The organism is Hwangdonia seohaensis (assembly GCF_031932625.1).
In the GTDB taxonomy this organism is placed as follows: Bacteria; Bacteroidota; Bacteroidia; order Flavobacteriales; family Flavobacteriaceae; genus Hwangdonia; species Hwangdonia seohaensis.
Genome location: NZ_JAVSCK010000002.1, coordinates 13,296 through 28,537 on the forward strand (window position 1 = coordinate 13,296; position 15,242 = coordinate 28,537).

The window sequence follows — 15,242 nt, forward strand, 5'->3', positions numbered from 1 at the left end:
TTTTAAGTTAAAATATTTTATTACATTAGTTTATATAAACATTATTATTGAGTCGACTTTAAAAACATTACAAAAATCGAAAAAATTACTTGATAATCTGCAGGACGATACATTGTGCAATGCATCTTTAGCGCCATATTACTCAAGTATTGGCACTCATATTAGGCATATTTTGGATTTTTACGATTGTATATTCAATTTGAATTCCGACAATATAATCGATTTAACGGCGAGGCGCAGGAGTAAGGATGTAGAGTGTAAATGCGATTGCGCGTTGGCTTATCTCAATGAAATTATCGATAAATTGAATCACTCCAAAATTAATATGGACGAAACCGTAATTGTGATTGATGATTTGGGCTTGGGAAAAATTGAAATACAATATACTTTAGGGGCTGTTTTTGCACAGGCGAATAGCCATACCATTCATCATTACGCCATTATAAATTATATATTGGAAGGGCTGAAGGTTCCTTTTAGCGATACCGATTTTGGTGTTAATCCAACAACACCAAAACTTAGCAACTTAAATTAAGAGTTGTTTTTTTTAAACATACTATCCAATACCGTATTAATGCCTTTGAAAGCAAAAAATATGGCTAAGGCACAAATTATGCCTCCCATAATCAATATGGGAATATAAAGTGGTTTTTCTTTATTGCTAAGTGCAATATGCAAAAGTATGGGGCCTAAAAACATGCAAGCTAAGGCAATCCCCATTTTTTTTAAACCTTTAACCAGTATGTTTTTATCTGTTTTATGGGTTTCCATGTTTGTAATTTTGAACCGCTAAACGCACACTGCCAAATTTATCCAATAGTTGTTTTGCTGTTTCTTGCGGGACATTAATTTCGTTCATAATCATTCTCACGCCTCTGTCAACAAGCTTGTTATTGCTTAATTGCATGTCGACCATTTTGTTGCCCTTTACATGCCCAAGCAATACCATGGTGGTTGTGGTTATGGTATTTAAAACCAATTTTTGGGCGGTTCCTGCCTTCATTCTGGAACTTCCAGTTACAAACTCAGGTCCAACAATAACCTCTATGGGGTATTTTGATGCCGCTGCCAAAGGGCTGTTGTAATTACAAGTAATGCACCCCGTAATAATGTTGTTTTTATTACATGTTTCTAACGCTGAAATAACATAAGGCGTGGTTCCCGAAGCCGCAATACCAACTACAACATCTTTATCGCTAATGTTATAATGTTGTAAATCTTGCCAGCCTAATTCTGTAGAATCTTCAGCAAATTCTACGGCATTTCTTATAGCAGTGTCTCCACCGGCAATGATTCCGATAACCAAATCTGGGGAAACGCCAAATGTTGGTGGGCATTCAGAGGCATCTAAAATACCCAAACGTCCGCTTGTCCCCGCGCCAATATAAAATAATCGTCCGCCATTTTTTAATTTCGGAACAATTTGTTCAATAAGCGCCTCTATTTGCGGCAGCGATTTCTCTACGGCAAGCGGTACTGTTTTATCTTCGTTATTGATGTTGGTAATCAACTCATTAACACTCATCTTTTCGAGATGATTGTAGTTTGAATCTTGTTCGGTTGTTTTGGTAAAATTCATAATTCAAAAGTATGAATTATTAGCGAGTTTTAATCATAAAGAATATCTTCAACTTCAATTTTTTTATCATTAATAAAATCATAAAGCGTCAGTTGCCTTAATATGTAATAATCTCTCCAGAATTTTTCGAGCGAGTTTAAATATTCAAATACGGCCTTGTCTCTTTCTTCTAAAGCGATATTTAAATTTGTAATGTCCACTTTGTTTAATACATATCTTTTTTTGGAAATTTCATAGCGCTTCATTGAAACTTCTTTTGCTTTTTCAGCGGTGAATAAAAAATCCCTTTGGTTGGACCAGTTTAGTACATGTAGGTATATTTCTTGTTCAAACTCTTGCTTATCTTGGTTTATATTATTGTTGGTTAAATCTAAATTGGCTTCTGCCATTTTACGCCTGGATTTAGATACGCCCCAATCGAATATTGGAATACCAACAGAAACCGTAACGTTTTGTTGTTTGTTAAAGTTGCTAAATAGGTTGTTGAAATCTTCGCCATTTTGCGATATCCCAAAATTGGCCCGTATCCCTAATTGTAACCTGTTGTTTCCTTTTTGAAAGGCGACTTGTTTTTCGGCCTCCAAACGTTTTCTTCTAAACTCGATAACCGCCTTTCTGTTATTCTGTGCCTCACTTAATGCTTTTTCAATTTCGACATCAAAAAGGGGAAGTTGTTCCGGGATATCTAAGGTTAAGTCTTCGTTTTCCAACTCTAAGTATCGTGCTAAATTTTGCGAGGCTCTTTTTAATTCGATGGTATTTGTGGTAACTCTGTTTTTTGAATTTAAGTACCTTAACTCCATTTGCAACAGCTCGTTTTCGGCAATTTTGCCCACTCTAAATCTGCCTTTTGCTATTTGCAATAAGGTGTCTTGGTTTTTTAAGTTGGTTTCTGAAATGGCCAACTGCATTTGTGCTTTTAGCAAATCGAAGTAGCGACTGGATGTGCTTACGGAAATTTGCTCCATGTTTTCAATAAAATCCCTTTTGGACTCTTCGTAAATTAACGGTTCAATTTTTTTGTCCCATTTAAACTCGTTGAACAATATTGAACTTTGAAAATAATTAATGGAAAACGGAATAACGGAATACCCAATGTTATCGTCGAGACCAAATAACTCAACGCGTTCCAAGTTTGTGTTTACCGACAGGGTGCCTCCGGTGTACGGCACACTTTGAGAAATGGATAAACCGCCATCAATAAGCAATTGATTTTGTGTTACAAAAACATCCTGTCCGGCATCATTTGTTATTCTACGTACAGCATTTCGATATTCGGGTAGGGTTGCGGTAAGCCTTAATTCTGGCAAGAAACTAGCTTTATAACGCTTGAAACGCCAATAGTTCGATTGGTTTCTGTTTAAATTGATTTTATAATCCGGTGATTTTTTTCTAGCAATTTCAATCGCTTCGTTAAGTGTTAGTTTTTTGGACTGCGCATTATGGAACAATGGAAAAATAACGATAATAATAAGGAGTATTTTTTTCATATTTTATTATTCGGTTCTTAAAGCTTGAATAGGTTTTTTATTAGCGGCTGCTTTTGCTGGGAATATTCCAAATATTAAGCCCACGGCAACGGCAATAAAGAATGAAATCATAATTGAATTTATCGATAAAACCGTTTCAATCCCTGAAACTATTTCAATTACGTAAGCCCCTATAATGCCTAGGATAATGCCTATAATACCTCCACCAACACTGATAAGTACGGATTCTGATAAAAATTGTAAAATAACATCTTCTTCTGTGGCACCAATGGCTCGAATTATGCCTATTTCTTTGGTTCTTTCCAGTACCGAAGCAAGCATGATATTCATAATACCAATACCGCCAATTAAAAGCGATATTCCGGCTATAATGATTAATACAATATTAAATATTTGTTTTGTTTTCTGTTGCTGTTTAAGGAGTTGGATGGGAATTTCAATTTCAAAATCTAAAACATCGTTATGTCTTCGTTTTAACATTTTACTTAAAACTTCGGCGGTTGCTTTTAGCTCATTTGAATTTGAAACCTGTACAGTTAATCTATCAATTTGATGGTAATTACCTCTAGGGATTCTCTGTTTCGGGCCATTTTGGTTTCTATTTCTGGCACCTATTTTATCGCTAATTATCTTACGGTCTTTGTAGCGTACCAAAAAGGTGTTTATGGGTATATAAACGTCTTCATTTAAATCTCTTATCCCTAAATTTTCCTGGGCTTTATCTGAGATTAATTTCTCTTCAATAACACCTATTACCTTGAGCCAAACATCTTTAACTTTAATTTGTTTTCCTAAGGCGCTTTCGCCAGTGAATAATTTTTTCTCAACCTTTTTTCCTATAATACAGACGGGTAGGGCGTTCTCAATTTGGTAGTTTGAAAAACCCTTACCGTTTTCCAGGTTTATATTTGAAGATTCAAAAAATGCAGGGGAAATACCAATGAGTTTAACCGAGTTTTGCCTCCCATTGTTAATAACATAGGTGTTTAAAATGATTTCTGGGCTAACAAGTTTTATGCTGGGAATGTTTCTTTGAGCGCTCAATGCATCTTGGATATCAAGCCCTTTTGAAAAACGTTTTGACTCAGATTCGTTGGCATTTTCATCGGCTTCGTTAGCGTCTTCATCTTCCTCATCGGGAATCGGAGTAACCACAATGTTGTTGACGCCTACCAACTCCAATTGTGCTAAAATTTCTTTTTCTGCGCCATTTCCTATGGCAAGCATGGTAATTACCGATGCAACACCAAAAATAATGCCCAATGCCGTTAAAAAGGTTCTAACCTTATTCGTTTTAATAAACCAATAAGCCTCACCGAAATTAGATTTTAGCTTTTCTAAAAGTAGTTTGTCTATCATCTTATTTCAACAGCGTTATACTTTTATTATCTAAATCTATGGGTCTATTTAAATAAACAATATCATTTTCTTTCAATCCTTTTTGAACAATTACAACTTCGTTATTTGATGGCCCTAACTCAACTTGTTTTTTATCAATGGCCAATCCGGATTTTACATAGGCGTAACTAATGGAATCCTTGGCAAAAACGGCTTCCAGAGGAATCATTAAAACATCTTCCTTTTTATCAATTAGTATTTTGTTGGATGTTGTCATGCCAGGTCTTATATTCTCGTTGGTTTCATTTAGTTTTATTAAAACCTGAAAAAGTTTAATATCAGAACCTGCTTTGGTTTCTCCCACATTGGCAACCTCGGTTACAATACCGTCAAGCTCAATATCGGGGAAAGCATCAAAGCCTATTTTTACTGGCAGGTCTTTTTTAATCTTTCTAATGTCAACCTCATTGCTATAGGTTCTTGATTCCATTTTGGTTAAATCGGGCAAACTGGCAATAGCAGGTTCCCATGGTGATACCGTAGAGCCTACTTTCTTTTTTGTGCCGTTCCATTCCCTTATATAAGTTACCATCCCATCGTCATCGGAATGAATAGTAAATTCTTTTTGCAACTGCATTAATTCTTCAATGCGTTTAGAGATTTTGGAAACCTCCGTGCCCACCTCAATCATTCTAGCATTGGCTTGCCTCTTTTTTATGGAATAGTCTGCTTTTTTTTCTTTTAAATCCCGTGCTGTTTTTTCAATTTTTATTTCTAAGGATCTTATGGTTGCTGGCGGCTCATAAATTGAACGCTCTAATTCTAAGCTGTCTTCTTCTATATTGAATAATAAGTCCTTAATGGAATTGCGTTCTTGTTTTAGGGTAAGTGTGGTATCTAGTTGTTGTTGCGTGAATCTAGATTGGGCTTTATCCAAATTTAATTGGGCATCAAGTATTTTTCCGTTAAGTTCAGATACATCTAGCTTGCCAATATAATCTCCCTTTTTTACAATGGTGCCTTCGGGAACTAAATCTTGTATTTTTATATTAAAAATACCAAATCTCCTAGCATTAGTAGGGCCGTTAATTTTTTTTGAGCTTGTAGATTGTGCTTCACCAGAAATAAGCACTTCATTTAAAAAGGTTCCTTTTACAACTTTGGCGGTAAGCGAAACGTCTTTATCGGTATTGGAACTAAAAAACGAATAGGAAACAACTATTAAAACGATTGCGCCAATTACGTAAGCGATTCTTTTTTTATTCATATTATTTTATGTCTTGATTGGTTGCTGATAAAAGTAAATAAAATTGTTGTTTGTAAGATTTTATTTTAGTTAATATCGTCTTAAAAAATTACAATTCATTTAACAATGCATCAAAAATTAAGCCATAGTAGTAAATTACAAATTAAAACCTCAATCCACGACGTAAGAAAAAATGTGGGTCTCTGAAACCCTAAAATAGCCCAAGGGATAGTTGTTTGGGTTGGTTACATTTATACAATTGCCTCTAACGGTTGCTGGTTGGGCTTCAAAAGGATCGCCGGATTCGTTATCGGTTTGTTGAAGCAAAATATTCAAATAGTTGTAAGTACGACTGGAAATACCATAACTGATAATTTCCAACAAGTCGCCGCTTGAAAGGTTTTCGTCCGAATAAAAAGCAAAAATCTGATTGCCGTCTGTAAATTCATCATCGTAAACTTCAAGATTTATCGTATTTAAGGCGGGTTTTCTGAATTCGAATAAATAAAAGTTTTCAATATCTTTTGGATCAGTATAAAAGGCTTTAATTTCTATTTCGTCGCCTGCAAAACCACCGTCGTTTTTTTGCTCTATAAATTCAATTGGAGTTACCGGTTTAAGTGTTTCTGTGGCGAGATACCTATCGTTTTCGTAGATAATGCTTAACGTATATTCACCATTAATTACAGGGATGAACATATTGTTATTGTAAATGCCCGTTGTGCCATCTTCAATAAAATTAAACGTATTATTATTTGTATCGGTCACGGTTACAATAGCTCCGGTTGCAGGTGGAATATTATCATCAAAAAAAGGCGCGGTGAGCGATAATTTAATTTGTTGCATGTTACCGTTGGTGCCTTTTTCCCAATTTAAAGAGGCATCAATAACCATTCTGGTTTCGGCCGTTTCCAAATCTACTTGAATAACATCTTCGCACGACAAAAGTAAAGTGTTTATTAATAATATAAATAGTAATTGTTTCATAAACCTATAGTTTAAAATTATAAGATATCGATGGAACGATGCCGAATATGGATAAACGTGTCGCTTCGTTTGACCCTGTTGTTTTGCTTTGACTAAAATTTATTGAGGTGGCATTTTTACGATTATAAATATTGTAAACCCCAAAAACCCAATGGCTTTTCCACCTTTTGTTTTCTGATTGTTTTGGTTGATATTTTAACGAAACATCTAATCGGTTGTACGCCGGTAATCTGTTTTTATTTCGTGCGCCGTAATTGGGAATATTAATGCCATTGTAAACATATTGCCCGTTTGGAAATGTTGCCGGCTGCCCAGTTTGGAACAGAAAATTGGAGTTAATTTCCCATTTGTCATTCAATTTAAAGCTTCCCGTTAAAGAGATGTCGTGGGTTTTATCGTAAGGCGTGTTGTACCAATTACCATTGTTAATGCCTAACTCATTTGGCGTTCTGCCTGTTGTTTGTTGTTCGGATTTTGAAAGCGTGTAAGCCAACCAGCCTTTAAATCGACCTTTGTTTTTTCTCAATAAAAACTCCAATCCGTAAGCTCTTGCTTTGCCATTAAGAATTACCTGTTCAATGGCGTTGTTTGCAATTAAATCGGCACCATCAATATAGTCTATCCTGTTTTTTATGGTTTTATAAAAAGTCTCAATTTCCAATGAATACACATCATTTTTAAAATTTTTAAAGTAACCCAAAGCGTATTGGTCTAACAATTGAGGTTTAACATATTTCCCACTGGGCGTCCAAACATCCAATGGTGTGGGCGAGTTGGTATTCGATAATAAATGTAAATATTGACTCATACGGTTATAGCTCCCTTTTACAGAACTATTTGAATTGATTTGATACGCTGCTGAAAAACGCGGTTCTAAGTTGAAGAATTTAGCAATAACATCGCTACGCTTAAACGCTTCTGTATCGGTAGGATTTGCCTTTTCGTAAATTTGAAAATCTTCATTAAAAACTACAGGTTGATTATTCGCGTAAACATTAAGTTCGTCTTGCCCTAACCGAAAAAACGAACTAAACCTTAAACCGTACGACAGAGCCAGTTTATCTGAAACTTTATGTTCGGCATCTACATACAAAGCATTTTCAAAAGCATATTTATCTATAAGTTTAAACGGGTTGATGCCCGAAGTCTCCACCGTGGGATTTATTTCTCCAGGATTAAACTTGTAGTAGATGCTATTTAACCCGTACTGCAGTTTAAATGTATCGTTTAAATAGTGTTTTAAATCGTATTTAATGTTGAAATTCTGGATGCCGGAAATCCAATCAAACTCAACAAAACTGAGCTTTAAATTGTAATAATAATCAGAGTAGATTAAAGATAAATTAGAAAATAATTTGTCTGAAAACAAATGATTCCATCTAAAATTCAATACCGAATTGCCATAGGTGTTTTCAAAGGAGTCCTCAATTCTAAACACATCTCTACCAAAATATCCGGATAAATAAATGTTATTCCGGTCGTTTAGCTTATAGCTCAGTTTGGTGTTCAAATCATAAAAATAGGCAATGTTATTAATGTCGAAAAGCGGTAAAAACAAATGTGCATAACTCGATCTGCCTCCAAAAAGGAAAGATCCTTTGTCTTTTTCAATCGGTCCTTCGGCAAGTAATCTGCTCGCAACAATGCCAATGCCACCATTTAAATGAAACGCTTTACTGTTTCCCTCTTTTTGATAAATATCCAAAACCGACGAAACCCGACCGCCATAACGGGCTGGAATACCACCTTTAAATAAGCGCAAATCTTTAATGGCATCCGGATTAAAAACCGAAAAGAAACCAAACAGGTGAGAGGAGTTGTAAATGGTCGCCTCATCCAAAAGAATCAGATTTTGGTCTGCCGAACCGCCTCTCACATTAAAACCAGATGAAGCTTCGCCAGCATTGGTAACACCTGGTAACAAGGTAATAGCTTTAATAATATCGGCTTCGCCTAAAACGACAGGAATGTCTTTAATAGTGCTTGAGGTTAAGGTATTAACACTCATTTGCGGGTTTTTTATACTTAGTTTTTCAATGTTTTCGGTGATGATGACTGTGTCTAAATTTTCAAGAGATTCAACCAAACTTATATGTTTTGTAATGTCGCTGTTCAGTTCGATGGTTTCAGTTATCGTAGTATAGCCCAAGTAGCTTACAATTACCGAATACGTGCCTTTTGGTAAAGTAATGGAGTAAAAACCGTAGGCGTTGGTTGTGGTTCCGGATCCCGTTTCTGGAAAGATAATGTTAACACCAATGAGGGTTTCGTTGCTTTTTTCTTCTGAAATGATACCGCTTAAAGTAAACTTTTCTTGTGCATTTAGGGAGAGATTACAAAAGAATAGGGCAGTAGCCGCCCAAAACACAAGGTGTTTCATAAAACGATTTTTTATAAAAATAAAAAAAAGCCCCTAATTTTAGGGGCTTTTAACAAAATATATCCATGTATGTTAAATGATACTGTTAAGCGTTTTGCTTGGTCGCATCACTTGGTTTATTAAAGTTTCGTCTGGCTCGTAGTAACCGCCAATATTTGCGGGTTTGCCTTGAACCTCGGTTAATTCGTTAATAATAGCAGTTTCGTTATCAGCTAATTGTTTTGCCAATTTTGAAAACTCTTCTTTTAATGCTTTATCGTTATTTTGATTAGCCAATTCTTGTGCCCAATACAACGCTAAATAAAAATGGCTTCCTCTATTGTCTAATTCGCCAGCTTTACGCGATGGACCTTTTCTGTTTTCTAACAGTTTTTCGGTGGCATCATCTAAAGTCTCACTTAATATTTTAGCTTTTGCGTTATGGTTTACTTCGCTAAAATGCTCTAATGAAACGGCAAGTGCTAAAAATTCACCCAAAGAATCCCAACGCAAGTGGTTTTCTTTTAGCAATTGTTGTACGTGTTTTGGCGCCGAACCACCCGCACCGGTTTCAAACAATCCGCCACCATTCATTAATGGTACAATCGATAACATTTTTGCACTGGTTCCAACTTCAAGAATGGGGAATAAATCGGTTAAATAATCCCGTAAAACATTACCGGAAACCGAAATGGTGTCTTTGCCAGCCTTCAATCTTTCACAAGTAAAAATGGTGGCATCGGTTGGCGATAATATTCTTATGTCCAATCCGTTTGTATCGTGATCTTTTAAATAGGTATTTACTTTTTTAATAAGTTCGGCGTCATGTGCTCTGTTTTTGTCCAACCAAAAAACGGCCGGTGTTTGAGATGCCCTTGCGCGCGTAACGGCTAATTTAACCCAATCTTGAATTGGAGCATCCTTAACTTGGCACATACGCCAGATGTCTCCGGCCTCAACAGTGTGGTCAATTAAGGTTTTGCCCGATGCGTCAATAACACGTACGGTACCGTTTGAAGGGATTTCAAAAGTTTTATCGTGCGATCCGTATTCTTCGGCTTTTTGAGCCATCAATCCAACATTGGGAACGGTTCCCATGGTTGTTGGGTCGAAAGCACCGTGTTTTTTACAAAAATCGATAGTCGCAGTGTAAATGCCTGCGTAACTACTATCCGGAATTACGGCTTTGGTGTCTTGTTGCTTACCTTCTGCATTCCACATTTGACCGGATGTACGAATCATGGCCGGCATAGAAGCGTCAATAATAACGTCACTGGGCACGTGTAAATTGGTAATGCCTTTATCGCTATTAACCATAGCTAAATCTGGCCTGTTTTTATAGGCAGCATCAATATCGGCTTCAATTTCTTTACGCTTAGCCTCGGGTAATTTTTTTAAATCGCTGAGCAAATCTCCAAAACCATTATTGACGTCAACACCAATTTTTTCGAAGGTTTCCTCATGTTTGGCAAAAACATCTTTAAAGAAGATACGCACCGCATGACCAAAAATAATGGGGTCTGAAACCTTCATCATTGTGGCTTTCATATGTAATGAAAACAATACTTTCTTAGTTTTAGCATCTTCAATTTGTTCTTCTAAAAACTGTAATAAAGCGCTTTTGCTCATTACCGACGCATCAATAATTTCCCCTTGTAGCAATGCAAGGTTGTCTTTCAAAATGGTGGTGTTCCCTTTGGTATCGGTATGTTCTATTTTTACAGTTGTAGCGTTTTCCAACGTCACTGATTTCTCATTATGCGCAAAATCGCCATGGCTCATTGTTGCTACATGGGTTTTAGAATCGCTGGCCCATGCACCCATGGAATGCGGGTTTTTTTTGGCGTAGTTTTTTACGGCTTTTGGTGCACGTCTGTCTGAGTTTCCTTCCCGTAGCACAGGATTTACTGCGCTACCTTTAATTTTATCGTAACGCGATTGTATGTCTTTTTCTGAATCGGTTTTGGGCTCGTCCGGATAATTAGGAATGCCAAAACCTTGCGATTGCAACTCTGTTATCGCCGCTGTTAATTGCGGAATTGATGCACTAATATTTGGTAGTTTTATAATATTGGCTTCAGGTTGTTTGGCTAATTCTCCTAAAAAAGCCAAATCGTCTGAAACGCGTTGGTCCTCATTTATAAAATCTGGAAAAGTTGATAAAATTCTTGCGGCTAAAGAAATATCCTTGGTTTCAATATCAATTCCCGACGATTTAACAAAAGTCTTTACAATTGGTAAAAAAGAACGGGTTGCTAGTGCTGGAGCTTCATCAGTTTTTGTATAGATAATTTTAGACATTCAACTTGTGATTTTTAAAGATTTATTACTCGAATAATTGGTGTAGAATTAACGCTAACGTTTTTCGCGATGCGAATATACAAAAATTGAATTTTAATATCTTGACGAAACTGAGTAGTTTTTACGGATTTGTTAGAATGCTAAAAAAGTATAAGACCTGTAAGAAATTGATAAAAAAGAAGTGTTGAAATTATAAAAAAACAAAAGCCATATCACTGTAGAATCTAATCTACTCTGACATGGCTTTCTTTGAAATAACGTTACGTGATCTATTAGTATTGCTACTAAGGTGGTTTTAATTTTCATAAAACCTTTTCAATTCAAGCACTATTATTTCAATGAAACATTTTGTGTTGTAATTTTCAAAATGTATTGACCTATTACCAAAATGCTTCAGTAAATTGTTTTTCTTGATACATTGCAGTTAACCACCTATTTTCACGATTGGTAAACTCCAAGCATTGCTTTATTAATAGCGTTCCCTTTCGGTTACGACTACTTTTTCAAGCTTTCGGCTGCACTAGATTCCATCTACTTGCGCATCTGGGACTTTTTACAGCGTCATGGTTTTCTGCTCACACACGCATACACGTGGCACATCCAAACCTCAAAAAACAATTATATATAAAGAACGTTACTCTATTTTAGACCTTAATATAAATTCGCTTTTAAACGAAATCAACCGAGGTTGCTATTAATTTCTTTTGCTAATATATAACCACATTTTAAAAAACAAAAATTTTTAAGCGTTTAGATATCAACCACTTATAAACAGCACTTATTAACAAAAGTTAATAAAAAAAGCCCTGACAAATGTCAAGGCTTTATATGTTTTGGTAAAAATATTACTAACGTCTGCGTTCTCTAATTCTAGCTTTCTTACCAGTAAGTCCTCTAAAGTAGAAGATTCTAGCTCTACGAACAGCGCCACGCTTATTAACTTCTATTTTTTGCAATGCCGGTAAATTAACTGGGAAGATACGCTCTACACCAATGGTACCAGACATTTTTCTAATTGTAAAAGTCTCTGATGAACCAGATCCTCTGCGTTGAATTACAACACCTCTAAAAAACTGAGTACGAACTTTTTCGCCCTCTCTAATTTCGTAATAAACCGTAATTGTGTCACCAGCTGCAAATTCCGGTAAATCTTTTCTTGTTACAAATTCGTCTTGAACAAATTTTACTAAAGATTCCATATCTTTAAATTTAATTGATTGTTAATTCAGAACAACATTCACGATTCTCGCCAGAGGTTGACCCGAAATTGGCTGCAAAGATAATTAATAATTAATAATGCACAATTAATTATTGCTTTTTTTAGGATGTTCTTTTTTAGTTAAAATTTATAGTCATTTTTTTAGGTTTTTGGTTGCAAAAGTCTTGTTTTTAAACATACTTACTCCAAAAATTTGCTCTTTAATTCGGGTGTGGGAATCATACATGCCTCCTTTTTACCATACCATTTATACCTGTTTTTGGCTATGTAATCGTAAGCCCAATTGCGAATAAAGGTGGGGACAATAAAAAAAACACTAATTGTATTAATGGGAAACCCTAATTTTGAAGCTATTTTTAATGCTGCCGTACTTTTATAATCAATACCTTTTTCGGGTGTGTAAAGCAATATGGAATCCGTTTTTTTTGTATCTATATTATAGGCTTCAATAACCGCTTTGCCAACATCACTTTGTAAAGCAGTAAACATAAATTGATTGTTTTTATCGTGTTTTATAACATATTGCACACTGTTGTTGCATAGGTTGCAAACACCATCAAACAGGATTAGTTTTTTGTCTTTAGGAAGCCCGAAATTCATAGGTCAAAGATACGGCTTTATAGGCTATTTAAAAACCCATTCAAATCGGTTTCTTTGTTTAGGTTTAGTTTCTTTTTTAGTCGGTATTTCGATTTCAAAACGCTTTCTGGCAGCACATTAAGCATAGAGGCAATTTCTTTGGTGGACAGATTCATACGTAAAAACGACGCTAGGCGAATTTCCTTTTCAGTGATATCTGCATAAATTTCTTTAAGTTTAATATCAAAGTTGTTGTGCACTTCAGAGAAATAGGATTTAAAAATCTCCCAATCTTTATCTTCGGCACTTTCTTTTTTAAGCAGCAGGACCAGCCGCCTAAATTCCACTTTAAATAATTCGGGTGATTGCTTTATTTTCTCTAAATTCTCTTTAAGTTCTTGAATAAACGTGTTTTTTTGAACGAGATGAAGGGTTTGCGATGCCAGCTCTTTCTTTTTAAAGGCTATTTCATTTTTTAAAATTTCCTCTTGTTTTTCACGTGCTATTCTGTTTTTCTTAATACGCTGTTTAAAACTAAAAAAGATTAGTCCAGCAATGGCGATAAATGAAAACATACCAATGCCATAAACTGTTTTTGTGAGTTTGTCATTTTTGGCTTGTACATTAAGTGTTTTAATTTCTTCTTCTTGTAAAGCTATTTCTGTTTCTTTTTTTTCGGTTGCGTAGATGGTTTTTAGCTCTTCAATTTGTTGTGATTTTTTTATACTAAAAAGGGAGTCGTTAATACTTTGTGATGCTTTTAAATAGAAAATGGCTTCTTTGTTTTTATTGATGGATTCTAAAATTTTAGATTTATAATCATACAAATCTTGGAGTCCTGGTAATGCTTCTATGGATTTGGCAATAGAAATGGCTTTTTCAAGTTTTTTTAATGCTTCATTTGGTTTATTATTCTTATGCATAACTTCAGAGAGCCCTAAATAACTATAAATAATATTTTGTTTTATATCCTCTTCTTTACTCAGTTTATTAGCTTCATCTAAAACTTTATTTGCTTTTTTTAAATCGTTTTTAATGGTGTATAATGCACCTAAATCTATCAAAGCTCCACTTAAGGATGATTTATCATTAATCTCTCGTGCTAAAGCTACTGCACGATCTTGATCTTCAAAAGCATTGTCAATCATACCTAATGATTTATTGGCTTGTCCTTTCGAATTATACGCATAGGCCATATACATTTTATCATCAAAATCTTCATAAATTTTTATAGCCTGATTAAAATATGCTTTAGCTGATGAGGGATTATTTAATATCAGTTCAATATCTCCTATTTGTTTTAAAATATCAGCTTTTCGTGTTAAGTGATTAATTTCTTCAAAATACTTTAAAGCAGTTAAAGCTTCGGTTAGAGCTATATTGTAATTTCCTTTTTTTATGTAAATGTTTGAAATTAGTGCATGTTGCCCTCCAATAAGTTTAAATTGAAGTTTTTTGGGTTCTGGATTATTTAAAATTAAGTTTAAATTATCTTTTGCTAATTTGATGGCTTCATCATAGTTGCCTTTAATTTTCATGATGTCAGACAAAGAATGATTTATAAAAATGACACCTCTGGTTTTTTCTAAATCAGTAAATTTTTCTTTAGCTTTCTGTAAGTAATATAATGCCGAATCATTTTTACTTCTATTACTAAAGTAATGTCCCAAATGCATATAGCCTTTTGCAATTCCTTCATCGTAATTAATTTTTTTTGATATTGATAAAACTTCATCAGCATAGGATTTAGCTTCTTCTGGTTTTGAAAACATTAATTTTTCATGTAACCAAGTTAGCGTATTTACTTTCTCAATTGAATTATCTTTTTGAGTTGAAAGTTGTTTTTTAAGACTGTCTATAAATGTTGTGTTTTGTGCATTAAGCGGATAAATAATTAAAGCAAAAAGTAATAAAAGTGAGGTTGATTTTTTCATAATTAAGTTAATTAAGCTATTACTAAGGTAATTATTAAATATATTTAAAATAGTATATGTCTATTTTTTGATTTGTGCTACGTCCATAGTGTGTCTATGTGTTTTTAGCCATTAGGAAACTTAATACTGTGTTAAGTATTTGATTTTCAGTTATTTGATTTTTTATTTTTAATTACGGTTTTCAACTTGTCCATAATAGTAAAAACTACC

The 15,242-nt window shown here is 34.6% G+C and carries 12 protein-coding genes; 1 reads left to right on the plus strand and 11 read right to left on the minus strand.

Translation table 11 applies throughout. The annotated features are described in order from the left end of the window. Window positions 1–304: 304 nt before the first annotated feature. A complete protein-coding gene (locus tag RNZ47_RS16295; RefSeq protein WP_311937553.1) occupies window positions 305–535 on the plus strand; it encodes a hypothetical protein in 231 nt (76 codons plus the stop codon). On the opposite strand, the gene RNZ47_RS05395 is transcribed toward RNZ47_RS16295, so the two are convergent. From RNZ47_RS05395 to RNZ47_RS05445, 11 genes are all read right to left on the minus strand, one after another. Continuing rightward, window positions 532–771 carry a DUF6095 family protein gene (locus tag RNZ47_RS05395; RefSeq protein ID WP_311937556.1) on the minus strand — a complete coding sequence of 80 codons (240 nt, stop codon included), beginning with the start codon at window positions 769–771 and terminating at the stop codon, window positions 532–534. The genes RNZ47_RS16295 and RNZ47_RS05395 overlap by 4 nt on opposite strands. Further along, window positions 758–1,579 (minus strand): N-acetylmuramic acid 6-phosphate etherase, encoded by an 822-nt coding sequence (murQ, locus tag RNZ47_RS05400; RefSeq protein WP_311937559.1) that lies wholly within the window; start codon window positions 1,577–1,579, stop codon window positions 758–760. The genes RNZ47_RS05395 and murQ overlap by 14 nt, the downstream gene beginning before the upstream one ends. 29 nt (window positions 1,580–1,608) lie before the next feature. Continuing rightward, on the minus strand, window positions 1,609–3,069 hold the full coding sequence (locus RNZ47_RS05405; protein WP_311937562.1) for a TolC family protein: 1,461 nt from the start codon (window positions 3,067–3,069) through the stop codon (window positions 1,609–1,611). A 6-nt stretch (window positions 3,070–3,075) separates the two neighbouring features. Then, complete coding sequence (locus RNZ47_RS05410; protein WP_311937565.1) at window positions 3,076–4,428, minus strand: ABC transporter permease; 1,353 nt, start codon at window positions 4,426–4,428, stop codon at window positions 3,076–3,078. Between the two features lies 1 nt (window position 4,429). Then, a complete protein-coding gene (locus tag RNZ47_RS05415) occupies window positions 4,430–5,674 on the minus strand; it encodes an efflux RND transporter periplasmic adaptor subunit (RefSeq protein WP_311937566.1) in 1,245 nt (414 codons plus the stop codon). Window positions 5,675–5,824: 150 nt separating this feature from the next. Beyond that, window positions 5,825–6,640 (minus strand): DUF4249 domain-containing protein, encoded by an 816-nt coding sequence (locus tag RNZ47_RS05420; RefSeq protein ID WP_311937568.1) that lies wholly within the window; start codon window positions 6,638–6,640, stop codon window positions 5,825–5,827. A 4-nt stretch (window positions 6,641–6,644) separates the two neighbouring features. Then, entirely contained in the window at window positions 6,645–9,020 is a 2,376-nt protein-coding gene (locus RNZ47_RS05425) for a TonB-dependent receptor (protein ID WP_311937570.1), read from the minus strand. A 72-nt stretch (window positions 9,021–9,092) separates the two neighbouring features. Next, entirely contained in the window at window positions 9,093–11,300 is a 2,208-nt protein-coding gene (locus RNZ47_RS05430; RefSeq protein ID WP_311937572.1) for an NADP-dependent isocitrate dehydrogenase, read from the minus strand. Window positions 11,301–12,148: 848 nt separating this feature from the next. After that, window positions 12,149–12,499 carry a 50S ribosomal protein L19 gene (rplS, locus tag RNZ47_RS05435; RefSeq protein ID WP_311937574.1) on the minus strand — a complete coding sequence of 117 codons (351 nt, stop codon included), beginning with the start codon at window positions 12,497–12,499 and terminating at the stop codon, window positions 12,149–12,151. A gap of 200 nt (window positions 12,500–12,699) precedes the next feature. After that, window positions 12,700–13,119 (minus strand): thiol-disulfide oxidoreductase DCC family protein, encoded by a 420-nt coding sequence (locus RNZ47_RS05440; protein WP_311937577.1) that lies wholly within the window; start codon window positions 13,117–13,119, stop codon window positions 12,700–12,702. A gap of 17 nt (window positions 13,120–13,136) precedes the next feature. Then, on the minus strand, window positions 13,137–15,032 hold the full coding sequence (locus RNZ47_RS05445; RefSeq protein ID WP_311937580.1) for a tetratricopeptide repeat protein: 1,896 nt from the start codon (window positions 15,030–15,032) through the stop codon (window positions 13,137–13,139). Window positions 15,033–15,242: the final 210 nt, after the last annotated feature.